Below are 22496 nucleotides of genomic sequence, written 5' to 3' on the forward strand. Positions count from 1 at the left end.
TTATCTCCTGCGTCCGCGGGGAGCGCGTGTGCCCGGTTTTTTGGGTCCGCCGCCCGGCCTGTTGCGTCGACCCGCCTTGTGGAAGGATCTCATTGCCGTCGGAAGCTTCTTGCCTTCGCTCAGCATCTCGAACTGCAGCGCGCCGGCAAGCGGAATGGCATCCTTCAGACGCACGTCCACCGTATCGCCCAGCTGGTAGCCGAGCCCCGAGCGCTCGCCCGTTAGCGCCTGATGCGCCTCGTCATAGATGTAATAGTCGTTGCCGATTGTCGAGACAGGCACGAAACCGTCTGCGCCATAGGTGGGCAGCGAGACGAACAGGCCCGCCTTGGTGACGCCGGAAATGCGGCCTTCGAATTCCTCGCCGATACGGGTCGCAAGGTGATGGGCGACGAGGCGGTTGATCGTGTCGCGCTCGGCGGCCATCGCCCGGCGCTCGAATGTCGAGATTTCGGCGGCGATATCGTCGAGCTGCTCTTCTTCCGCTGGCGTAATCCCGCCTTCGCCAAGCCCCAGCGAACCGACCAGGGCGCGGTGCACGATAAGGTCCGCGTAACGGCGGATCGGTGAAGTGAAATGCGCGTATTTCATCAGGTTGAGGCCGAAATGCCCGATATTGTCCGGGCTATAGACAGCTTGGCTCTGGGAGCGCAGCACCATCTCGTTGACCATCACCTGATGAGGCGTGCCTTGCGCTTGCGAAAGGATGCCATTGAACGAGTTGGAGCGCATATTGCCGCCCTTGGCCATGGAGATGCCAAGCGTATTCAGAAACTCGCGCAGCGTCTCCTGCTTGGCGAGCGACGGGCCATCATGGGCACGGTAGATCAGCGCCTGGCGCTTCTTTTCCAGCGTTTCGGCGGCACAGACATTCGCCTGGATCATCATCTCTTCGATGAGCTTGTGCGCATCCAGGCGATCAGGCACGAAAACCCGGTCGACTGTACCGTCGGACTTCAGCAGGATCTTGCGCTCCGGCATGTCGAGTTCGAGCGGCTGGCGGCGGTCGCGACCGATCTTCATGATCTTGTAGGCGGCCCAGAGCGGCTTCAGGATTGGCTCGAGCAGCCGCCCGGTCTTGTCGTCCGGCTTGCCGTCGATGGCCGCCTGTGCCTGCTGGTAGGAGAGCTTTGCCGCGCTCCTCATCATGACGCGATGGAAGGTGTGGCCCGCCTTGCGGCCTTCCTTGGAGAACACCATACGAACGGCCATGGCTGGCCGGTCCTCGCCCTCACGCAGCGAGCAGAGATCGTTGGAAATCCGCTCCGGTAGCATCGGCACGACGCGATCGGGGAAGTAGACCGAGTTGCCGCGCTTCAGTGCTTCGCGGTCGAGCGGCGAGCCAGTGCGCACATACCAGGAGACATCGGCGATCGCGACGGTGACGATCACGCCACCCGGATTGTCGTCAGATGTGTCCGCCTCTGCATAGACGGCGTCGTCATGGTCCTTGGCATCGGCCGGGTCGATCGTGACGAGCGGCACGTCGCGCCAGTCTTCACGCTTCGACATCGAGGCCGGTTTGGCCTCTTCCGCCTCATCCATGACCTGCTTCGGGAATATGTGGGGGATACCATGCGAATAGATGGCGATCATCGAGATCGCCTTTTCCGACGCGACGGATCCGACGACCGAGAGCACACGGGCGCGCGGCAGGCCGAAACGACCGGAACGTACGGTTTCGCTCTCGACCAGATCGCCATGCTTGGCATCGCCCAGACCATCGGGCTCGATCACCATTTCCTCGCCGCGCCGGTCTGTCGGCAGGAGGCGGATCTCGCCATCGGCAAGTTTGTGCACGACGCCGAGGGTGGCGCCGCGACGTTTGTCGATCACCTTGATGACGCGTGCCGTATAGGCGGGACCGGTGCGATCCTTGTTCGGGAAGATCTTTGCGAGAATTCGGTCGTTGAGGCCGGCGGCAGGGGCCTTACCCTTGCCGCGTTGTTCCGACGACTGACGGATCAGCACGGCCGGTGCCGCACCCTGGTCTTCCGGCCATTCCGCCGGACGGCCGATCAATTCTCCATCCTTGTCGCGGGTGGTGATGTCGAGAACCGTGACCGGGGGCAGGGCGCCGGGACGCGACAGGGATTTGCGGCTCTTGTTGACCAGACCCTCGTCTTCCAGCTGGCGAAGCAGGTCCTTCAACTCGACGCGCGTTTCTCCCTTCAGCCCGAAAGCCTTGGCAATCTCGCGCTTGGAGGCCTTGTCCGGATTGTCGGAGATGAATTCGAGCAGGACTTCGCGCGGCGGGATGGCGCCCTGAATGATCGCAGGTTTTCCCTTGGAACCGGTCGCCCCCGAACCAGAGGTCATGCCGCGTTCGGCTCTCTCCGCCCGCTTCCGCTGCCGGTGCGATCTGATGTCGTCGTCCTGCTCTTCGCTCACGTATCCGTCTTCTTTGTTTTCGCAGCAGTCTTCTTGGCCGCCGCCTTCTTCGGTGCCGCCTTCTTGGTCTCGCCGTCAGCCTTGGCAGCAGCCTTCTTCGGCTTTGCCTTGGCCTTTCCGGAAGAGGCCTTGCCACCCTTTTCGATGATCAGCGCCATGGCCTGTTCCATCGTCACCGACTGCGGGTCCATGCCCTTGGGCAGTGTCGCGTTGACCTTGCCCCAGTTGACGTAAGGGCCGTATTTCCCGTCACGAACAGTGACTGCGCCGCCATCCGGATGGTCTCCGAGTTCCTTGAGCGCTGCCGGCGTGCCGCGGCCGCGCCCGCCCGGACCCTTGGCTGCCTTTTCGGCCAGCACGGTGACAGCGCGGTTCAGGCCGATCGAAAATACGTCCTCGATGCTTTCCAGGTTGGCATAGGTGCCATCATGCAGCAGGAACGGCCCGTAGCGGCCGAGGCCCGCCGAGATCATCTTCCCGGTTTCCGGGTTCTGACCCACGTCGCGCGGCAGGTTGATCAGCGCCAGCGCCTTTTCATGGTCGATGTCTTCCGGCCTCCAGCCCTTCGGCAGCGAGGAGCGCTTGGCTTCTTTGCCTTCGCCGCGCTGGATGTAAGGCCCGAAACGGCCCGAGCGCAGTGTCAGTTCTTCGCCGGTATGCGGATCTGCCCCGAGCGCCTTGGGTTCGTTGAGGCCGGATGCTTCAGCTTCATTGCCGTCAGACGAAAGCTGACGGGTGAAATTGCATTCGGGATAGTTCGAGCAGCCGACGAAAGCGCCGTATTTTCCGAGCTTGAGCGACAGGTTGCCGGTGCCGCAGACTTGGCAGATACGCGGGTCGGAGCCGTCCTCGCGCTTCGGGAAGACGAGCGGAGCCAGTGCCTCGTTCAGCGCATCGAGCACGTTGGTGACACGCAGTTCCTTGGTGTCTTCGATCTGGGCGAAGAAATCCTGCCAGAAATCGCGCAGGACCTGTTTCCAGTCGAGCTCGCCGGCGGAGATCCTGTCGAGCTTCTCTTCCAGATCGGCAGTGAAATCGTATTCCACATACTTGGTGAAGAAGTTCTCGAGGAAGGCTGTGACGAGACGACCCTTGGAATGCGGGATCAGCTTGCGCTTTTCGGTCACCACATATTCGCGGTCAGACAGCGTCTTAAGCGTCGCGGCATAGGTGGACGGGCGGCCGATGCCGAGCTCTTCCATCTTCTTGATCAGCGAAGCTTCCGAATAACGCGGCGGCGGCTCGGTGAAGTGCTGGCTGGAATTGATCTTCTGCTTGGCGAGATTTTCGCGCGCATTGATCTCCGGCAGGCGACCATCCTCGTCGTCATCCTCCGACTTTTCGTCTTCGTCGCGACGATCCATGTAGGCGCTCAAGAAGCCGTCGAAACGGACGACCGAGCCGACGGCGCGAAGGCCGGCTTTGTCCGCGCCATTGGAGGCGAGGATTTCGACCGTCGTGCGTTCCATCTCGGCGGACGCCATCTGGCTGGCGATACCGCGCTTCCAGATCAGTTCGTAAAGCCGCGCCTGGTCGGCATCGAGGAACTTCCTCACCTGATCCGGTGTGCGATTGAAGTCGGTCGGGCGGATCGCTTCGTGCGCTTCCTGGGCGTTCTTTGCCTTGGTGGAATAGAAACGCGGCTTTTCTGGCAGATAGCGGTTGCCGAACTGATCGACGATGGCCGCGCGGGCTGCATCGATCGCTTCGGGCGCCATCTGCACGCCGTCGGTACGCATATAGGTAATGAGACCGACCGTCTCGCCGCCGATATCGATGCCTTCATAAAGCTTCTGCGCCACCTGCATGGTACGCGATGCGTTGAAGCCGATATTCGACGAAGCTGCCTGCTGCAGGCTCGAAGTGGTGAAAGGCGGGCCGGGATTGCGCTTGACGGGCTTCGCCTCGACGCTGTCGACCACAAAGCTTGCGCCTTCGAGCAGGGCCTTCAGCCGGTTGGCATCATCGCCCGTCTTGACTGCGCGCGGTGCCAGGCGCTTGCCATCGGCAGACACAAGCTTGGCCTCGAACTCATCGCCGCGCGGTGTCTTCAGGAGAGCTGAGAGGTTCCAGTATTCTTCCGAAACGAAACGCTCGATCTCGTTTTCGCGATCGCAGACAAGGCGCAGCGCCACGGATTGCACACGGCCGGCGGACCGTGCGCCCGGCAGCTTGCGCCACAGGACCGGCGACAGGTTGAAGCCGACGAGATAGTCGAGTGCACGGCGGGCCAGATAGGCGTCGACCAGCGGCACGTCGATATCGCGCGGAGCGGCCATCGCGTCGAGCACGGCCTTTTTGGTGATGGCGTTGAAGACGACACGCTTTACCGGCTTGTCGCCGAGCACCTTCTTCTTCTTCAGGAGATCGAGAACGTGCCAGGAAATGGCTTCACCTTCGCGATCCGGGTCGGTCGCAAGAAACAGGCCGTCGGAGCCTTTTACGGCATCGGCGATGTCCTTCATGCGTTTCTGCGACGCGCTGTCGACCTCCCAGGACATTTCGAAATCCTGATCGGGAAGCACGGAGCCGTCTTTCGCGGGAAGATCGCGGACGTGGCCAAAGGATGCGAGAACCTTATAACCCGAGCCCAGATACTTATTGATCGTCTTGGCTTTGGCGGGAGATTCTACAACGACAACATTCATTTTCGGTTCTCTGTAATAGAGCAGGGCCCGGCACCGCATTCGGTCCAGGCGGAGATTTGCTTCCCGACATGGAGGGCGTTTGTCCCGCGGTCAAGGGCTTAAGTGAAATTAGCACATTTCGAAGGATGCAATCGGTGGATGCTTTAATCGGACTTGCAATCATGAATATTTCAAATAAAGTCCACAAAGTTTCTTATAGTGAATAAAAATTCACTGAAACTTCTGGTGGGGTGGGGCATGTCGATTCACATGGGTGGGCTCCGCGAGGGGCATTCTGTCGATAACGTTGCATATATATGCCAGATGCTTGGCGAGCTGCGGCAGGTCGCTTTCTCCGAAGGGGCAGACATGCTCTGCTATCTCATCGAGATGGCCTATGTCGAAGCCGGTGATATAAAGTCCGGCCGCCGGCCGCGCTCAGCCGGGAAGCGCGATGGAAACGGATCCTCCGGGATGGCGGTATAGACGTCCGGCCAGATCGAGTTCTAGCAGTACGAGATAGACGGACGACGCGGGAAGGCCCGTGTGGCGGATGATGTCATCTATTTCAGCGGGTGTGGGGCCGAGGGCTGATATGATCGCATACCGGTCATCGTCATCTGGCGGCATGATGGCGCCTGTCTGCGCATCCGGCTCCTCGATCATAGGCGGCTCGAAAAGATCGAGTTGCGATAACGGGGCGAGAGCTTCCAGCACATCTTCCGGTCCGGTGGTCACAACCGCACCCTGCTTCAGCAGGGCGTTGGTTCCGTGGCAGCGCGGATCGAGCGGGGAGCCTGGCACGGCAAATACGATCCGGCCGAAATCACCGGCCATCCGGGCGGTAATCAGCGAGCCGGATTTTTCCGCCGCCTCGACCACGACGACGCCAAGCGAAATGCCGGCGATCAGCCGGTTACGGCGAGGAAAATCCCGTGCTCTCGGCTCCCAGCCGAACGGCATTTCGCTGATCGCGAGACCTCCACCTTTGGTGATCTCATCGAGAAGCCCGAGATTTTCTGGCGGATAGGGGCGGTCAAGCCCGCCCGCAAGCACTGCGATCGTGCCGGTCTCGACGCTGGCCCGGTGTGCGGCGGTATCGATCCCGCGCGCCAGCCCCGAAGTGATGACATAACCGTTCTGGCCGCAGCGCCTGGCGATCATCGCCGCAAACTTGGCACCGACGACCGAAGCGTTGCGCGAGCCGACGATGCCGACAGACGGACGTGTGGCGCTTGTCAGGTCGCCCTTGATGGCGACGAGCGGTGGAGCGCCATCTATATGCCTGAGCGCGGGCGGATAATCCGGCTCTCCGATGCCGACAAAGCAAGCCCCATGTCTGCTGGCGACTTCAAGCTCCCGCTCGGCATCCTCGATGCTGGAAATACGTAACGAGCGCGTGGCGCCGCCTCGCCGAGAAAGTTCCGGCAGCATGGCGAGTGCATTTTCCGCAGAGCCGCAATGGTTGATCAATTGCCGGAAAGTGGCCGGGCCGACATTGTCTGAGCGGATCAGCCTCAGCCAGGCGATCCTCTGCTTCTCGGTCAGCGCAATTCCCGATCTCCGTGCGCTGCCATCAGGCATTAATCGCCTCTTCGGGCAGATTGCCCGTTTGAGCCGATCTTGCTTTCGGTGCCGGCGATCAACCGCTCGATATTGGTGTTGTGCTTCACCCAGAAAATTACGGTCATGATTGTCGAATGGCTGCAATCTTGACGACACGTATGAACCACGACGCAACCGGAAAGGCAAGGGCGGAAAACGGTACCATGCGCTGTGAGCACGTGCCGGGCCCGGTGGCGGCGAGTGACGCAGTAGCGGCGAGCGCCGCCTGAAGTGACGCGGGCTTTTCCGCAGGCGCAATCGGCTTTCATGTCGTCGGACGGTCGGCTTTGATCCGCTTTTGTCGTTTTCTTTACAGGAAAGCCAAGCAGCCAGATTTGATGGCGGAAAATTTAAGGTACTGGCCGGGTCCAAAAATTAAAACAGAACGACAGGGAGCGGAAACTATCAGGAGGATAGGGAGGACAGTCTTTACATCACAGTTACGGCAGGCCGCGAAAGGCGTTTGAGACGCGCCGTATTTCGTGCCGCTGTCGCAAGCGATTTCGCGCAAGACTACGCGCGGCAATTCGGACGATGAAAGCGCTATCGGCTGCCCGTCATTTTTGACGGTAGCGCGCCATTCCGTCTTCACGCCCGGACAAAACCGGCTGCTCGCGCATACGGTTTGTTCTGATCCAGACGACCAGCTTTCGCTCTCCGCTGCCGAATGGCGGCGGCGTGATCTGCTGCGCCATTGCCTTCATCGAATAACGAATTCCCGACCGTATTGTGGTGAGAGACACAATGCGATGGGCTTCCTTTTTTCTCTGAAAACAGAAAAGACCCACGAAAATGAATGCAGCAAGGAAAATAACCTGGAAGAATTACTTTGGTGTGTCTTCCGTTAATATTTTTATTGCCACCACGCAGAATGTTTTATCTGCGTGGTTGATGTATTACTATACAACATATGCCGGCTTGTCGATAATGGCGGTGGGGACCCTGTTTGCGATCAGCAAACTGGCCGGGGCCTTTTTCTCTCTGTTTTTCGGTGAACTGTCGGACAAATTCGGCCAGACCCGCCTTGGCAAGAAATTCGGTCGTCGCCGCTTCTGGCTTCTCGCCATCATTCCGGTCCACACCATCCTCTTTCCGTTGGTGTGGCTCCCCGGCATGGGGGTGGCTTACTACTATTTCATCTACATTCTCTATAATTGCGTGCTGCGTGTTCCGCAGATCATCATCCCCACTTTGACAACCGAGATGACCACGGATTCGACCGTGCGCGCCAAGATCGAGGGTATGAAGCAGGCCGTTGGTGCGATCGCCACCACGGCGCTTTCGGCGCTGCCCGGCATCATGTTCCTCTATTTCGGCAAGGATCTGGCTGCCTTTACCTGGACCATGATTATTTGTGACGTTCTGGCCTGCGTGGCATTGTTCCTGCAATACAAGTGGAGCTTCGAACGGCCGGCGGAGGAACTGCATTTCACCCCGGGCCGAAGCGCCTGGCAGGACATGAAGTTGATGTTCCGCGATCTGGGTTCCACGCTACGGGTCCGTGCATTTCGTCAGTTGCTGGCCATGTTCGTTGCGCAGATCTCGGAGCGTACCATCTCCGGATACGTCAACACCTATTTCATCATTTTCGTCATGTTGATGAGCCCGACCGTCGTTGCCGGTGCCAACAGCGTCGCTTACCTTTTAGGCCTGCTGTTTCTGTCCTTTTTCCTCTGGTACACGATCAAGACTGACGGTGCGACCTCGTTCCGCCTCGGCGCATGGGTAACGCTGCTTGTCTTTGCCGCTTTCGCCTGGCTGGCACTGGTACGCCCACCCCACGCGGAGATCTGGCTGATCGGTCTGACGATCGTCCTGAATTTCGGCAAGACCGGCATTGCCAACGCGTCTTTCTACCTGATGTCATTCATTCCCGATGTCGACGAAATGGTCACCCGCGAACGGCGTGAAGCTCTGTTCTCCGGCGTGTTCAACTTTGTTGATACTGTCATTCAGGCATCGATCATGTTCACCCTCGGTCTGGTTTTGTCGGCCACCGGCTTTCAGCAGGGCGTGGACGTCCAGCCGGAATCCACCGTTACCAGCATCATTGCCATCTATACCTGCGTGCCATTCTGCTTCGGGCTATGGGGTATCATCGTTTCCAAGCGCTTCAAGCTCAACCGCGAGAACCACCTGATCGTGTTGCAGGAAATCGCACGCCTCAAAAATGGAGGTGACCGCAGTGCGGTTGATCCGCAGACCCGCGCGACCGTCGAATTGCTGACTGGTCTTCCCTATGAGCAATGCTGGCAGGAACCGGCTGCGGCGACGGAACACCATGTGGCGGCTGCCGCAGCACGCTGATCCCCGCACTGAAAGGAATGGACAAATGATGATGGTTGAACCAGACGACTTTCCGACAGCGAAGGACGGCATTCCTGTCGCATGGTGTGACGAGGTGACGGGAAAGAAGATTATCCGGCTATCTGCGCAAGCGGGCACGTCCTCCCTGTATTTCCATCAGCATGCCTATAGCCATGATGGGCAACGCATGGTCGTCAGCCGACCTGACGGAATTGGCGTGATCGAACTGGGTAGTCGGCGCAACAGCCTCATCCTGGCCGACCCAGGCGCCGAAGTTCTGATGGTCGGCAGGCGAACTTCGCGGCTTTGGTACATTGATGGCAGTGGTCCTGACCGTGAAGTGCGCACTGTCGATCTTGAGGGCCAACAACGGCAAGGCCACTATCGGCTGTCGCCATCCGAGGCGATCTTCGCGGTCAATGCCGATGAAACCCTGCTGCTTGGAAGCGAGACCCATGAGGGCAAGGCGTTCAACGACGAGTTTACCTCCGGTTTGTCTGATGCGGCCGCAGGCAATGCCAATCCACAAGGAGAGTGGATGGTCGATAGCGACATGTACCACCCCGTCACGGGCCGGCGGCTGACATTCGCGGAACAGAAGGAGGTGCATATCAATAGGCGACTGGAGAGACGTCTTCCGATGACCATCTTCGTCGTCGATCTAAAGACCGGTCTGCGCCGCGATGTCTATCATGCCACCGACTGGTTGAACCACCTGCAGTTTTCCCCCACCGACCCGCAGCAGATCATGTTCTGCCACGAGGGACCGTGGCACAAGGTGGACCGCATCTGGACAATGCGCCTGGGCAATGATCCCTGCGCCCCGCTTCGTGTGCATACACGCAGCATGAACATGGAGATCGCCGGGCACGAATTCTTTGGCCATGACGGTCAAACCATCTGGTACGATCTCCAGACGCCGCGCGGTGAAGTCTTTTGGCTGGCGGGCTACGAGCTTGAGAGCGGAAGGCGGCATTGGTACGCCCTGGAGCGGGACTTCTGGTCGGTTCATTTCAACGTGTCACCCGACGGCACTTGTTTCGCCGGTGACGGGGGGGATGAAGAAATGGTCGCTCACGCCAAAGACGGCAAATGGATTTCGCTATTCGTCCCTGAGTCGGTTCCGGATGTGGCGGGTATATCCGCGGCCAATGCCGGAGAACTCATCGATCCCGGAGTGCTGCGTGCGGTGCGTCTCGTCGATATGCAAAACCATAACTACCGGCTGGAGCCAAATCTCTCCTTCACGCCCGACGGGAAACAGTTGGTATTTCGCTCCAACATGCATGGAGATGTGCACACCTATGCCGTGGATATCGGCTAGTAACGTTGAGCCGAAAAAAAACGGGGCTGAACAATGTTGCTCAGTCCCGTTTGTCATAATCTCTATTGTCCGCGGATGAACGGAGGTCAGGTTGAAAGGGCTATCCCTTCGAGCCGATCTTGCTTTCGGTGCCGGCGATCAGTCGCTCGATATTGGTCTTGTGCTTGACCCACGAGATTACTGTCATGACCGCCATCACGGCTGCAATCTTGGGTTCCTGTATGAACCACAGCACAACAGGAACAATAAGCGTCGCCACCAGAGCGGAGAGCGACGAATATTTGCTGAGCTTGGCGATCGTCAGCCACACGGCGGCAAAGACGAGCACCATCCATGGTGCGACGCCGAGCAGGGTGCCGATATAGGTCGCCACACCCTTGCCGCCCTTGAAACCGAGCCAAACCGGGTAAAGGTGTCCGATGAAGGCAGCGAAGCCTGCAAGCAGCCCGGCTTCGGAGCCGAAGAAATGCCAGCCGATGATGGCCGCGACAGTCGCTTTCAGCGCATCGAGCAGAAGCGTCGCTGCGGCGAGTTTTTTGTTGCCGGTTCGGAGCACATTGGTCGCGCCGATGTTCCCCGACCCAATCGAGCGGATGTCGCCGAGCCCTGCAGCACGGGTGAGCAGCAGGCCGAACGGGATCGAGCCGAGCAGATAGCCCAGGATCAGGGCGCCGGCTGCGATCGGCAGTGTGATCTGCCAGTTGAAGAGTTCGCTCACGCTCGGCCCCCATCGATTGCATGCACGCATTTGCCCGCCACATAGGTGGCGACCGCGCGGCCGGAGAAGCGCGCTTCGTCGAACGGCGTGTTCTTCGAGCGCGAGAGGATTGCATCCTTGGACACGATCCAGGGATCATCGAGATCGATCAGCGTGATGTCGGCCTTGGCACCCACTTTCAGCGTGCCGGCGTCGAGGCCGAAGATATGTGCAGGGCGGGTCGACATGGCGTCGATCAGCCGCATCAGTGGCACGCGCCCGTCATGATGCAGGCGGAGCGCTGCGGACAGCATCGTCTCAAGCCCGATCGCGCCATCGGCGGCGTCGGCAAACGGCAAGCGCTTGGTATCGACGTCCTGCGGATCGTGCGACGAGACGATGATGTCGATATCGCCTGCAGCCAGGGCATCGGCCATGGAGACGCGATCGTCCTCGGTTCTGAGAGGCGGAGACAGCTTAAAGAAGGTGCGGTATTCGCCGATGTCATTTTCGTTGAGTGACAAATGGTTGATCGAGATGCCGCAGGTCACGTTTGCACCGCGGCCGCGAGCAACCTTCATCGCCTCTACCGATTCAGGCACCGAAATCTTGGCTGCGTGGTATTTGGCTTTGGTGAGAGCCGCAATCCTCAGATCACGTTCCAACGGAATGATTTCCGCTTCTTTGGGAACACCGGACAGGCCGAGCCAGCTGGCGAACAGCCCTTCGTTCATTACCCCGTTGCCGAGATATTTGTCACGCAGTTCAAGCGAGATGACCGCATCAAACTCCCGTGCGTAGGTCATTGCGCGGCGAAGCAGCAGCGAGTCGGAAAGCGCATGCCGGCCATTGGTGAAGGCGACGGCGCCGGCTTCCTGCAGCAGACCGAATTCCGTCATTTCCTTTCCTTCGAGGCCGCGGGTCAGGGCGGCTGCGGCATGAACATTGACGAGCGCCTTGTCGCGGGCCGTCTTGTGGACGAATTCGACGAGCGCGATGTCGTCGATAACCGGATCGGTCTCGGGCATCATGATGAAGGAGGTGACGCCACCGGCCGCTGCCGCACGGCTGGCCGATTCGATCGTTTCAGTATGCTCTGCACCGGGCTCGCCTACATAGACGCGGGCGTCGACAAGGCCGGGAGTGGCAACGAGACCCTGGCAGTCACGGACGCTGGAACCGTGCGGTACACCCTGGTTCAGGGCGTCTTTGCCGCAAGCAAGGATATGTCCGTCTTCGCCGATGATGATCGTGCCGGTTTCGTCAAGATTGCGCGACGGATCGAGGATGCGGACATTTTTGAGAACGGTTGATTTCATGCGCGTTCTCCCTGGTTGGAGGTGAGGAGCGTTTCCATCACGGCCATGCGCACGGCGACCCCCATTTCCACCTGCTGCTCGATCACGCTCTGCGGGCCGTCCGCCACTTCCGAGGCAATTTCGACGCCGCGGTTCATCGGGCCGGGATGCATGACGAGCGCGTCTTCCTTGGCCGCCTTCAGTTTTTCCGCATCAAGCCCGTAGAAATGGAAATATTCGCGAACCGACGGCACGAAGGAACCGGCCATGCGCTCGCGCTGCAGGCGCAGCATCATCACCACATCGGCGTTCTTCAGGCCTTCTGCCATGGAGTGGAAGACTTCCACGCTCATGTCACGAATGCCCGAAGGAAGAAGCGTGGAAGGAGCAACGACACGGACGCGGGCACCCATGGCGTTGAGAAGGATGATGTTCGAGCGGGCGACCCGCGAGTGCAGGACGTCGCCGCAGATCGCCACCGTGATACCGGTCAGCGTACCCTTGGCGCGGCGGATCGTCAGTGCGTCGAGCAGCGCCTGGGTCGGATGTTCATGCTGGCCATCGCCGGCATTGACCACCGAGCAGGCGACCTTCTGGGCAAGAAGCGCTGCCGCACCGGCGGAAGAATGGCGAAGCACCAGCACGTCGGGGCGCATGGCGTTCAGCGTCATCGCCGTATCGATCAGCGTTTCGCCCTTTTTGACCGACGAGTTGCCGACCGACATGTTCATCACGTCTGCGCCAAGCCGTTTTCCGGCAAGTTCGAAGGACGACTGCGTGCGTGTCGACGCCTCGAAGAAAAGATTGATCTGGGTAAGGCCGCGTAAGGTGGACGTCTTTTTCTCCCGCTGCCGGGAAATCTTCACGGCCTCGTCGGCCTTGTCGAGAAGATAGGTGATGTCCTGTTCTTTGAGACCCTTGATGCCGAGGAGGTGGCGATGAGGGAAGAAGACCATTGGGCGTGTCTCCGCTTGCGTTCGGCGGTCTATAAGGTTTGGGGGGGCAAGCTGCAAGCGGCATGGTGCAATATACCATCCCACTTTCTTCATTCTGCTTGTGTTTTGGCAGGCGGAAACGGCCATTTGTTGAGAAGCCCAATTTAGGGTCGTGCGCCCGTTCCCACTCCCGTTAACTTCCGCTAGAAGCGGAGCATGAACGAGTTAACCCGCGCCGAAGAAAAATTCGCCGAATTGAACCAGCCTGCGCCCTGGTCCGGCATCAATGCCTATCGCTCCGATCCGCTTCTGGTCGATCTGACGGGTGGGCTCAATCGCGTCATCCGCGAGGAATACGATCAGCTTGGCCGTTACGTGACGTCGCCCGAAGCGCAGGAGCTGGCGCGTATGGCGAATGAAAATCCGCCGAAGCTGAAGACCCACGGTCCGCGCGGCGAGCGTCTCGATGTAACCGAATTCCATCCCGCATGGCATGCGTTGATGCGCCGTTCGATGCAGACGGGCCTTCATTCTTCCATATGGGAGAACATCCCGGAAGCGAAGGGCAGTGAGCACAAGGCGCGCGCCACGCGCTTCTATCTGACGGCGCAGCTTGAAAGCGGCCACCTCTGCCCGTTGACCATGACCAGCGCTTCCGTTGCAGCCCTGATGGCGTCGCCACGGGTGCAAAAGGAATGGGCTCCCAAAATCCTGTCGCGCAAGTATGATTCAACCAATCGTCCGGCCATGCAGAAAAGCGCGATCACGCTCGGCATGGGCATGACGGAAAAGCAGGGCGGCACCGACGTGCGCGCCAACCGCTCCACTGCCGAGCGGGTAGGTGAGGGCATCTATCGCCTGAATGGCCACAAATGGTTCATGTCGGCACCGATGAGTGACGGTTTCGTCATGCTCGCAAAAACCAAAGATGATATCAGCTGCTTCCTCGTCCCGCGTCTTTTGGAAGACGGTTCGGCCAACGGTCTACATTTCCAGCGACTGAAGGACAAGATCGGTAATCGCTCCAACGCGTCGGCCGAAGTCGAGTTCTCCGATGCATTCGGTTATCTGCTCGGTGAACCGGGTGCGGGTATTCGCACCATCCTCGATATGGTCACGCTGACGCGGCTTGATTGCGCGGTCGCTTCTGCTGGCATCATGCGCGCATCGCTTGCCGAGGCCGTTCATTTTACGCGCGGCCGCAATGTGTTCGGCCGCAAGCTCGTCGATCAGCCTTTGATGACGCGCGTGCTTGCCGATATGGCGCTGGATGTAGCAGCCGCAACCGCGCTCGGTTTCCGTCTTGCCGAAGCCTTCGATCGCGCCGCCGGCAATCCGGCGGACGCGGCCTTTGCCCGCGTCATGACCCCGGTCGTCAAATATTTCAACTGCAAGATTGCCCCGTCGCTGATCTACGAGGCAATGGAATGCCTTGGTGGCAACGGTTACGTGGAGGAACGTCCGATCGCGCGTCACTACCGGGAAGCGCCGGTCAACGCGATCTGGGAAGGCTCCGGCAACGTCATGGCGCTTGATGTCCTGCGTGTCCTCTCACGTGGTCGCGACCTGTTCGAGCTGGTACTTTCCGGTTTCGAGCGGGATCTTGGCGCATCCGGCCGCAAGACGATCGAGGTTCTGCGGGCCGCCATGGCCCTCTGCGAACGGGATGAGGGCGCGGCGCGCCTGCTGGTCGAGCAACTGGCCCTGGCCGCCGGCGCCGCCGAACTAGCGCGTCTCGGCGCCGGCAAGATTGCCGATGCCTATCTCGAAACCCGCCTGGCCGGTGGCTGGCGCTCGACCTACGGCATGCTCGATGCCCGTTTCGACGCAAGCTATATCGTCGACCTTCTTTATCCGCCGGCAGCGTAGTTCGCGACGAACATCGCGACCGGAATGGAAAAGAAGGCGAGCGCCGTCTGCACGGTTGCGGCTGCAGCGTAAAAATCTGCGTCGCCGCCCATCTGCTTGGCAAGCACATAACCGTTCATCGCGGTCGGGACTGCGGCGCTCAGCGCCAGCAGCGCCAGATTGGTGCCGGTAAGTCCGACGGCAAGGCCGACTGCAATGGCGAGAGCCGGAAATACGACCAGTTTCATGACCACGGCCGACAGCACGCCGATGCTCGGCTTCAGCGCATCTGCAACCTTGAGGCCTGCTCCAACCGTGATCAGGCCAAGGCTGAGCGAGGCCTGAGACAACATCTCGACCGTTGCCATCACCGGCCGATAGAGCGGCAAGCCGATCAGGTTGATGCCGATGCCGAGAATGGTGGCGATGATCATCGGGTTGCTGATGATTTTGATCGCGATGGCGCGATAGTCGCGTTTCTGCCCGGAGAATACGGCAAGTACGGCGATGCTTCCGGCATTGACCGGTACGATCACCGCCGCCATCACCATGCCGACGACGACAAGCCCATGCGCATCATAGGTCTTGGCGGCGATTGCAAGCGCCATGAAGCCGTTCCAGCGCGTCGATGTCTGATAAAGCGAGGTGAAGGTGGAGGGTGTCATCTGGCCGCGTTTGAGAACCGGCCATGAGGCGAGCACGACGATGGACATCGTCGTGAAGGCAAGGATAGCGATCAGGCTGACATGGATGCTGCTTGCATCCGAGAAATCGGCCTTTGCCATGGTCTGAAAGAGAAGGGCGGGAAACAGCACATAATAGCTGCACTGCTCCATCCCCTCCCAGAAATTACCGTTGATGACGGTCGTCCGTTTGAGGCCGATGCCGAGAAGGACGAGCAGGAAGACGGGTAAAATGCTTTCGAATATGGTCAGCATGAGCCGCGGGCGCGCTTATCAGTTTATGTGTTATTCCTCCCGTGCGTCACTCTGCATGTAATCAGTGGCAAGGCAATGGCCGCAATTCTGTGCATCATGTCGCAACACGCTTGCTGCCCGGCGGCCGGGGGATTATCGCCTATGCTGGAGTTTCTTGAAGAATAGGCCGAAGATGCTGCAGATCCCCGAGATGACCACGCAACAGAACCAGCCATTACGGCCGCGCAATCGGGCCAATACCGAGCGTGCGATTTTTCTGGCGGCGCGTGGTCTCCTGTCCGAACACGGTTTCCAGGGTTTCGGGATCAATGCGGTGGCGCGCCGTGCCGGCTGCGACAAGCAACTGATCTACCGTTATTACGGCGGTCTCGATGGTCTGCTCGATGCAATCGGCGAGGAACTCGGCAGCTGGGTGAGCGACAAGATCCCGCAGGATACCGGCGGCATGTTCGTCCTCACCTATGGCGACCTGATGGAAAAGCTTTCGATGTATTTCATGGAAGCGCTGAGGGACGACCCGCTCGTCTGCAGGATCGTCGCCTGGGAAGTCTCTCAAGATACGCCGCAGGTTCGCCGACTTTCCGAGTCGCGCATGAAGGCGCTCGGCAAATGGCTGGAGCGGATGCAGGGAAGCCTGAAGCCGCCGAAAGGCGTCGATACCGCCACGACCAATGCGCTGCTGTTTGCGTCCATCCAGCATCTGGTCATTTCCGCTTCCGTTAGCGGCCAGTTTGCCGGTGTTGCGCTGAAGACGGAAAAGGACTGGGAAAAGGTGGCTGCCGCGGTTCGCCGCCTCGTTCGCGCCATATACGGCTGATCCCAACCATCATTGTCCACAGTCACACCTCGGAAATTAACCATAACCATGGGTTTCCGTTGCACTGAACTGCTGTGTCTTTAGGCTGGTTAATGTATTGTTAACCGAGTTTCGTAAGACAAATGCCAGCTGTGGTAACATTCCTCAGAGAGCGCCTTTTGCTGATAGTCCTGACGGGGGCTTTCGCCGCATTGGCGCTTAACATCGCGGTCCCTGCGTTGGTGCTGAGTGTTATGGCGCTGTCGAGATGGGTTGTCTCGGCGGATTTGGGTCTGGCAGAGCTTGAAGGTAAGGCCGCATGAAGTGGTTCTTGATACTCTGGGCAGGCCCGGTCGCACTGCTGTCGAGCTGGTATGGCTTGTCCTATTATGACATGAGCTTCGGCTTTTTCATGCTGACGCGGCACACCCACGATCTCGTTTTCGAGGTCTATGGAAACATTCTCGGCATTCCGCCCGAAACGATCCCGCCACTCGTTGCAAGGGCGATTGCGTTCGATAGCCTGATCGTCTTTGCGATCATCGCCTTCAGAAAGCGCAAGGCGATCGCTGCATGGTGGCGCAAGCGTCAGTCTTCGAAGGAAGACGTCATTGCCGTACGCAGAGACGAGAGCCTGTCGAGCGCCCCCTGAAGAATGAAGCTTGCCGCAGCCGAATCGATCCGTTCGGCCCGCTTGGCGCGCGAAACGTCCATTTCCAGCAATGCCCTTTCAGCCGCGACGGTCGAGAGCCGTTCGTCCCAGTAGACGAAGGGCAGGGCGGTCTTGTCCGACATGGAGCGGACAAAGGCGCGGGTCGCCTGAACGCGAGGGCCAGCCGAGCCATCCATGTTCATCGGCAGGCCGATGATGAAGGCAGCAACCTTCTCCTTTTCAGCAAATGCCAGCAGCACCTGGGCGTCCTGAGTGAATTTCACCCGCTTGATCACCGGCCGGGGGGATGAAAACCGCCGGCCGAGATCCGACATGGCAAGCCCGATCGTCTTGGTGCCAAGGTCCAGCCCGGCAATTGCCTGGTTCGGCTGAAGCGCTTCGGCCAGTTCTTCGATCGTCAATGTTGCCATGTCTAAAAATCCTGCACTCAGCTTTTTTTACGCACGAACTCTGTGCGCAGCACCAGACCCTTGATCGTATCGTGCCGGCAATCGATTTCTTCCGGGTTATCCGTCAGGCGGATGGAGCGGATCACCGTCCCCTGCTTCAGTGTCTGACCTGCGCCCTTGACCTTGAGATCCTTGATCAGCGTGACGGCATCGCCATCGACAAGTACATTGCCGGCGCTGTCATGAACCGCTGAAGCCGCAGCTGCTTTTGCGGCCGCTTCGGATGCAGGCAGCCATTCGCCGCTTGCTTCGTCATAGATGTATTCGTCGTCATTGCCTGCCATGTCGTTTCCTTTGGTGATGAAATGTCGTCCGCTGCCAGTATTGCTCGCAGGAGCTGGGAGCGGCTGGAGGTCGCTTAGCCCACGGTCTACTGGCTGGCAACCGTTGTCGTCAGGACATGGCTATAGCACGATCAGGTATCGGTGGCGCTCATGATCACAATTCCCGCTCGAATCAACCATCGCGAAGTTTGAAATCGGCGAGTGGCGTGCTATCTTTTGGGGCCGGAGGTGAGACGACCTTCACTCCGGTGGGAGCCGGGCTTTCGCTCGACCCCCGTGCTGTTAACGGCTTATCGTCATTGTCAGGCGCCAACCGAACAAACTGACGATCACCGAAACCTGGATTTCAATCGTCTCACCTCCTTTCGTCGAGCCGGAACGTCCGTTCCGACCTTTCCTTTTTATCAAATTTCGATTTGGTTTGTTCCCCCTGATTCCCCTGTATTGGAGGACGATTCCCCATGAAGATCACCTGGCTCGGTCATGCCGCTTTCCGTATCGAGACGGCCAAGGCCAAAATCCTGATCGACCCATTTCTCAGCTATAACCAGCCTTTTGCCGATGCCGGTCTCGACATCAAGGATGTGTCTGAAGGTGTGACCCATATCCTGCTGACGCACGGCCACGCGGACCATGTCGGTGACACGGTTGCGATTGCCAAGGAAAAGGGCGCGGTCGTTTTAGCCAACGCCGATCTCGGTTCCTGGCTCGGCACCAAAGGCGTCGAAAAGATCGAGATGGGCAATACCGGCGGCACGGTCGCATTCGACGGCTTCACCGCCACTTTCACCCAGGCACTGCATTCCTCCGGCCAGGTCGATGAAATGGGCGTTGCCCATTCACTCGGCTCCGCCAACGGCTTGATGCTGCATTTCGACGATGAGCTTTCGGTTCTCCACATGGGCGATACCGACATCTTCACTGATATGGGCCTGATCAATGAGCTGCACCAGCCGGATCTCGGCATCGTGCCGATCGGCGACCGTTTCACCATGGGCGGCGCGGTGGCGGCTTTGGCCTGCCAGCGCTTCTTCGATTTCAAGCACGCCATTCCCTGCCACTACGGCACTTTCCCGATCATCGACCAGACGCCGGAAAAGTTCGTCAAGGGCATGGAAGGCAGCCGCACCCGCGTCGAGACCCCGACGCCCGGCACCGTGCTGAGCTATTAATCCGTGGAGCATTCTTGGCGCGTCGCGGCTGCGGCGCGCCAACTGCGGCCAAATCGTTGCGCATTGTTGCTATTCCGGTTGCGCTTGTTGTTGCGATCACAACACATGGCCATTATAGCGAAGTAGATTTTTATTGCCCGGAGTTGAGCCATGTCCGTCGATCTCGCCACCGTAAAGCGCGTTGCGCGCCTTGCCCGCATTGCCGTCACTGAAGACGACGCCAATCGCATGGTCGGCGAGCTGAATGGTATCATCAATTTCGTCGAGCAATTGGGCGAGGTCGATGTGACCGGCGTCGAGCCGATGACGTCTGTCACCCCGATGGACATGCGCAAGCGCGTTGACGCCGTGACCGATGGCGACAAGGCCGACGACATCGTTGCCAATGCGCCCGTGACCGACCGCAATTTCTTCCTGGTGCCGAAGGTCGTTGAATAAGCCGCTTTTCAAAGCGCTTCCGACCCTCTCCACGCATTCGAACATTTTGAAGAGCCCATGACCGAACTCACCAGTCTCACTATTGCCGAAGCCCGCGAAAAGCTTGGCACCAAGGAAATCACCTCGGTCGAACTGACCAAGGCCTATGTCGACGCGATCGACGCATTCAACGGCACGTTCAACGCCTATGTCACCACCACGCCGGAAAAGGCGATGGAAATGGCCAAGGCTTCCGACGAACGCCGCGCGAGCGGCAAGGTCGGCGCGCTGGAAGGCATTCCGCTCGGCATCAAGGACCTGTTCGCCACCGAAGGCATCCACACCCAGGCCTGCTCCCACATTCTCGACGGCTTCAAGCCGAAATACGAATCGACCGTCACGCAGAACCTCTGGGATGATGGCGCCGTCATGCTCGGCAAGCTGAACATGGACGAATTCGCCATGGGCTCTTCGAACGAGACCTCCTTCTATGGTCCGGTCATCAACCCGTGGAAGGCGGAAGGCTCCAACCAGCAGCTCGTTCCGGGCGGCTCGTCCGGTGGTTCGGCTGCAGCCGTTGCTGCCCATCTGTGCGCCGGCGCCACCGCAACCGACACAGGCGGCTCGATCCGCCAGCCCGCCGCCTTCACCGGAACCGTCGGCATCAAGCCGACCTATGGCCGCTGCTCGCGCTGGGGCACGGTTGCTTTTGCCTCCTCGCTTGATCAGGCCGGCCCGATCGCCCGCGATGTGCGCGATGCCGCGATCATGCTCAAGTCGATGGCCTCCGTCGACAAGAAGGACACGACTTCCGTCGATCTTCCGATCCCCGATTACGAGGCTGCACTCGGCCAGTCGGTCAGGGGCATGAAGATCGGCATTCCGAAGGAATACCGCGTCGACAACATGCCGGAAGAGATCGAAGCCCTTTGGCAGCAGGGTATCGCCTATCTGAGGGATGCCGGTGCCGAGATCGTCGACATCACCCTGCCGCACACGAAATATGCCCTGCCTGCCTATTACATCGTGGCCCCGGCAGAAGCTTCGTCCAACCTTGCCCGTTATGACGGCGTTCGTTACGGCCTGCGTGTCGACGGCAAGGACATTGCCGACATGTATGAAAAGACCCGAGCTGCCGGCTTCGGCACCGAGGTCAAGCGCCGCATCATGATCGGTACCTATGTTCTGTCTGCCGGTTATTACGACGCCTATTACCTGCAGGCGCAAAAAGTCCGCACGCTGATCAAGCGCGACTTCGAGACGGTCTTCCACGCAGGTGTCGACGCGATCCTGACGCCGGCCACCCCGTCGTCCGCCTTCGGTATCGCCGACGAAAACCTCGCAGCCGATCCGGTCGCCATGTACCTGAACGACATCTTCACGGTGACGGTCAACATGGCAGGCCTTCCGGGCATCGCCGTCCCGGCCGGCCTCGACAAGAAGGGCCTGCCGCTCGGCCTGCAGCTTATCGGCAAGCCGTTCGAGGAAGAAACGCTATTCCGCACCGCCTATGTCATAGAACAGGCCGCCGGCAAGTTCACGCCGGCCAAGTGGTGGTAAGCGGGCTTGAAATTCGAGAAATGACTATCGCCGATCACATTGTGGTCGGCGAAGTCGGTTTTGCGGCCTGGCAATCCAGCGATGCCTTCAAGGATGTCGAGCTCTCAGCCGACGTCCTGGAGCGGACCCGCAGGGCCTACGAGATTTTTGCCGGGGAAACCAAGGGCGACGTCTGGATTGCCGAACTGGACGGCAAGGTCGTTGGCTGGTGCGCGCGCGATGGCGCGCCGAATTATATCTCCGATCTCTGGATTCTGCCCGACCATCAGGGCAGGGGCATCGGCAATGCGCTGGTTTTGGATGCAATCGCTCGCATCAAGGCGGAAGGGCATAGGACGGCCACCATCCATACCCATGGCCGCAATGCCGGTGCGATCAGGCTTTATCAGCGTTGTGGCTTTGTCATCGTCTGGCGCGGCATCGAATATTCGAAAAGCATGGGCATCGACCTGGAAAAGGTTCATCTGGAACAGTCATTAATCTGACCTGGCCGAGGAGAGTAAGATGAACCCCGAACTGATGTCTCTGATCGCAGCGTTCGACCGCCTTGCCGCAGCCGGCTTTAAGGTGGGGCCGGAATGGGAAGACGTTCACAATCTCTGCCAGCAGCATGAAGGCGAACAGGCATTCGACTGGGGACACGCGCTTAGCCATCGTATCGAAGGCGACGACTGGAATGCCGGTTACTGGTACCGGCGGGCAGGAAAGCCTGTGGCAACAGGGTCGTTCGCCAATGAATGGGCCGCGATGAAAGCCGTCTTTCAGGGCTGATAGGAAGCCGGCCTTTCGGCGAAAGACCGGCTGCCATTCTCTATCGGTTATTCAATTCGGCTCTCACCAGCACCAATCCCCGTTCGGTAATCCGGTAGGGTCTGCCGCCTTGCGATCTGATCGCCTTCTTCTGCTTCAGCTTGCGAAATGTGATGAGGTCGAGGCCCGAGAAGATCCAGCCTTCACGGGTGAAGAGTTGCAGTTTTTCGATCTTGCGATCGTCGTCTCGGGTGATTTCGATCCTGCCGCCCTGAGCGAGCAGGTGGAGAATGCGCTGTTCGGCGCGGGAAATATCCATTGTTTCGATGTCCGGAGAGGCGCTCGCATTGGAGCGCACAAAAACGGTTCCGATACCCGGATTGGGTGTCGGGGCTTACGTTTTTGTCTGGGCCAGTCGCCTGACG

21 protein-coding genes are annotated in these 22496 nt (G+C 59.4%); 10 read left to right on the forward strand and 11 right to left on the reverse strand.

Annotated elements, in window-relative coordinates; all coding sequences use genetic code 11:
- The 4 genes from rnr to JZX87_RS08980 form a co-directional block, all read right to left on the reverse strand.
- A complete protein-coding gene (gene rnr, locus JZX87_RS08965) occupies positions 1-2319 on the reverse strand; it encodes a ribonuclease R (RefSeq protein WP_206825533.1) in 2319 nt (772 codons plus the stop codon).
- Positions 2320-2387: 68 nt separating this feature from the next.
- Positions 2388-5039, reverse strand: a complete 2652-nt coding sequence (gene topA, locus JZX87_RS08970; protein ID WP_206825157.1) for a type I DNA topoisomerase — start codon at positions 5037-5039, stop codon at positions 2388-2390.
- Between the two features lie 417 nt (positions 5040-5456).
- A complete protein-coding gene (gene dprA, locus JZX87_RS08975) occupies positions 5457-6602 on the reverse strand; it encodes a DNA-processing protein DprA (RefSeq protein ID WP_206825158.1) in 1146 nt (381 codons plus the stop codon).
- Between the two features lie 578 nt (positions 6603-7180).
- Entirely contained in the window at positions 7181-7318 is a 138-nt protein-coding gene (locus JZX87_RS08980) for a hypothetical protein (protein ID WP_206825159.1), read from the reverse strand.
- 97 nt (positions 7319-7415) lie between these two features.
- Between JZX87_RS08980 and JZX87_RS08985 the strand changes: the two genes are divergently transcribed.
- Positions 7416-8930, forward strand: a complete 1515-nt coding sequence (locus tag JZX87_RS08985; RefSeq protein ID WP_148147994.1) for an MFS transporter — start codon at positions 7416-7418, stop codon at positions 8928-8930.
- Positions 8931-8955: 25 nt separating this feature from the next.
- The gene (locus tag JZX87_RS08990; protein WP_206825160.1) at positions 8956-10254 is read left to right on the forward strand and encodes an oligogalacturonate lyase family protein; all 1299 of its coding nucleotides are present in this window, start codon (positions 8956-8958) and stop codon (positions 10252-10254) included.
- 100 nt (positions 10255-10354) lie between these two features.
- Here JZX87_RS08990 and plsY read toward each other — a convergent pair whose 3' ends face one another.
- From plsY to JZX87_RS09005, 3 genes are read right to left on the reverse strand one after another with little or no spacing between them, the layout of a single operon-like run.
- Positions 10355-10972, reverse strand: a complete 618-nt coding sequence (gene plsY / locus JZX87_RS08995; RefSeq protein WP_343226863.1) for a glycerol-3-phosphate 1-O-acyltransferase PlsY — start codon at positions 10970-10972, stop codon at positions 10355-10357.
- Entirely contained in the window at positions 10969-12270 is a 1302-nt protein-coding gene (locus JZX87_RS09000) for a dihydroorotase (protein ID WP_206825162.1), read from the reverse strand. Before JZX87_RS09000 ends, plsY begins: the two co-directional genes overlap by 4 nt.
- Positions 12267-13205 (reverse strand): aspartate carbamoyltransferase catalytic subunit, encoded by a 939-nt coding sequence (locus JZX87_RS09005; RefSeq protein ID WP_183826883.1) that lies wholly within the window; start codon positions 13203-13205, stop codon positions 12267-12269. The genes JZX87_RS09000 and JZX87_RS09005 overlap by 4 nt, the downstream gene beginning before the upstream one ends.
- A gap of 195 nt (positions 13206-13400) precedes the next feature.
- Between JZX87_RS09005 and JZX87_RS09010 the strand changes: the two genes are divergently transcribed.
- Complete coding sequence (locus tag JZX87_RS09010; RefSeq protein WP_206825163.1) at positions 13401-15053, forward strand: acyl-CoA dehydrogenase family protein; 1653 nt, start codon at positions 13401-13403, stop codon at positions 15051-15053.
- On the opposite strand, the gene JZX87_RS09015 is transcribed toward JZX87_RS09010, so the two are convergent.
- The gene (locus JZX87_RS09015; protein WP_148148000.1) at positions 15035-15970 is read right to left on the reverse strand and encodes an AEC family transporter; all 936 of its coding nucleotides are present in this window, start codon (positions 15968-15970) and stop codon (positions 15035-15037) included. The two genes, JZX87_RS09010 and JZX87_RS09015, sit on opposite strands and share 19 nt — an antisense overlap.
- Positions 15971-16142: 172 nt before the next feature.
- On the opposite strand from JZX87_RS09015, the gene JZX87_RS09020 reads away from it, so the two are divergent.
- Together JZX87_RS09020 and JZX87_RS09025 are read left to right on the forward strand one after the other, a co-directional pair.
- Positions 16143-16787, forward strand: coding sequence for a TetR/AcrR family transcriptional regulator (locus JZX87_RS09020; protein WP_148148001.1), 645 nt, complete (start codon positions 16143-16145; stop codon positions 16785-16787).
- A 298-nt stretch (positions 16788-17085) separates the two neighbouring features.
- Positions 17086-17418, forward strand: a complete 333-nt coding sequence (locus tag JZX87_RS09025; protein ID WP_148148003.1) for a DUF6105 family protein — start codon at positions 17086-17088, stop codon at positions 17416-17418.
- On the opposite strand, the gene ruvX is transcribed toward JZX87_RS09025, so the two are convergent.
- Both ruvX and JZX87_RS09035 read right to left on the reverse strand, forming a co-directional pair.
- Complete coding sequence (gene ruvX / locus JZX87_RS09030) at positions 17355-17849, reverse strand: Holliday junction resolvase RuvX (RefSeq protein ID WP_148148004.1); 495 nt, start codon at positions 17847-17849, stop codon at positions 17355-17357. The two genes, JZX87_RS09025 and ruvX, sit on opposite strands and share 64 nt — an antisense overlap.
- Positions 17850-17866: 17 nt before the next feature.
- Complete coding sequence (locus JZX87_RS09035; RefSeq protein ID WP_206825164.1) at positions 17867-18172, reverse strand: alkylphosphonate utilization protein; 306 nt, start codon at positions 18170-18172, stop codon at positions 17867-17869.
- Between the two features lie 461 nt (positions 18173-18633).
- Between JZX87_RS09035 and JZX87_RS09040 the strand changes: the two genes are divergently transcribed.
- The 5 genes from JZX87_RS09040 to JZX87_RS09060 all read left to right on the forward strand — a co-directional run bounded on the left by JZX87_RS09040 (position 18634) and on the right by JZX87_RS09060 (position 22092).
- Positions 18634-19344: a metal-dependent hydrolase gene (locus JZX87_RS09040; protein ID WP_206825165.1), complete on the forward strand. Its 711-nt coding sequence runs from the start codon at positions 18634-18636 to the stop codon at positions 19342-19344.
- A gap of 150 nt (positions 19345-19494) precedes the next feature.
- Positions 19495-19782, forward strand: a complete 288-nt coding sequence (gatC, locus tag JZX87_RS09045) for an Asp-tRNA(Asn)/Glu-tRNA(Gln) amidotransferase subunit GatC (protein WP_148148007.1) — start codon at positions 19495-19497, stop codon at positions 19780-19782.
- Positions 19783-19839: 57 nt separating this feature from the next.
- On the forward strand, positions 19840-21321 hold the full coding sequence (gene gatA, locus JZX87_RS09050) for an Asp-tRNA(Asn)/Glu-tRNA(Gln) amidotransferase subunit GatA (RefSeq protein WP_206825166.1): 1482 nt from the start codon (positions 19840-19842) through the stop codon (positions 21319-21321).
- Positions 21322-21341: 20 nt separating this feature from the next.
- Positions 21342-21806, forward strand: a complete 465-nt coding sequence (locus JZX87_RS09055) for a GNAT family N-acetyltransferase (protein WP_206825167.1) — start codon at positions 21342-21344, stop codon at positions 21804-21806.
- Positions 21807-21825: 19 nt separating this feature from the next.
- Positions 21826-22092: a hypothetical protein gene (locus JZX87_RS09060; RefSeq protein WP_206825168.1), complete on the forward strand. Its 267-nt coding sequence runs from the start codon at positions 21826-21828 to the stop codon at positions 22090-22092.
- 40 nt (positions 22093-22132) lie between these two features.
- Here the strand turns inward: JZX87_RS09060 and JZX87_RS09065 are convergent, their stop codons facing one another.
- A complete protein-coding gene (locus tag JZX87_RS09065; RefSeq protein ID WP_183826861.1) occupies positions 22133-22390 on the reverse strand; it encodes a YjhX family toxin in 258 nt (85 codons plus the stop codon).
- Positions 22391-22496 lie beyond the last annotated feature (106 nt).

It is taken from the genome of Agrobacterium sp. Ap1, assembly GCF_017313375.1.
In the GTDB taxonomy this organism is placed as follows: Bacteria; Pseudomonadota; Alphaproteobacteria; order Rhizobiales; family Rhizobiaceae; genus Neorhizobium; species Neorhizobium cellulosilyticum.